This is a genomic window from Bergeyella anatis (genome assembly GCF_036016955.1).
Lineage (GTDB): Bacteria > Bacteroidota > Bacteroidia > Flavobacteriales > Weeksellaceae > JAYWXI01.
On the sequence record NZ_JAYWXI010000140.1, the window covers coordinates 1 to 435 of the forward strand.

General features: G+C 39.5%; 1 protein-coding gene. It reads right to left on the minus strand.

Annotated features, from left to right (window positions below; translation table 11 throughout):
- Positions 1–413, minus strand: a 413-nt coding sequence (locus VQ048_RS12645) for a phage baseplate assembly protein V (protein ID WP_327611984.1), incomplete at its 3' end; no start/stop codon positions are given.
- Positions 414–435: the final 22 nt, after the last annotated feature.

A 435-nucleotide genomic window follows, 5' to 3' on the forward strand; every position in this document is an offset into this window, starting at 1 on the left:
GCGTTTTGGTTTTCAAAAGATACCATCACTTCCTCATCTATCTCGGGGATAAAATAAAAACCTTTACCCGAACCACCATGAGGCTGTACTACGCGTATCCAAGGCGAATATTCATTGGTAGGGCGTTGCCAAATAAACTGTACTCTTACTCGTCCTAAACCTTGTGGGTCGTTGTTATCCTTTACAATAGCAGGTTGGTCTTCACATTTAGCAAAAGCATTCTCATCTACATAAGGTGACACAAAAATATCAGGAATACCTACAAACTCATTCCAATAAGTATCGCCATCTAAGTGATGGGTTATCTCCAAAATACGATAAATCTCCATCGCTTTTCCATTAATATCGTACATATCGGCTAAACTCCCTGATTTGAGTAGTGGATTACGACTCTTGCCCTTAACCCACATCATATGCTGCAATTTCTCTTTGTAT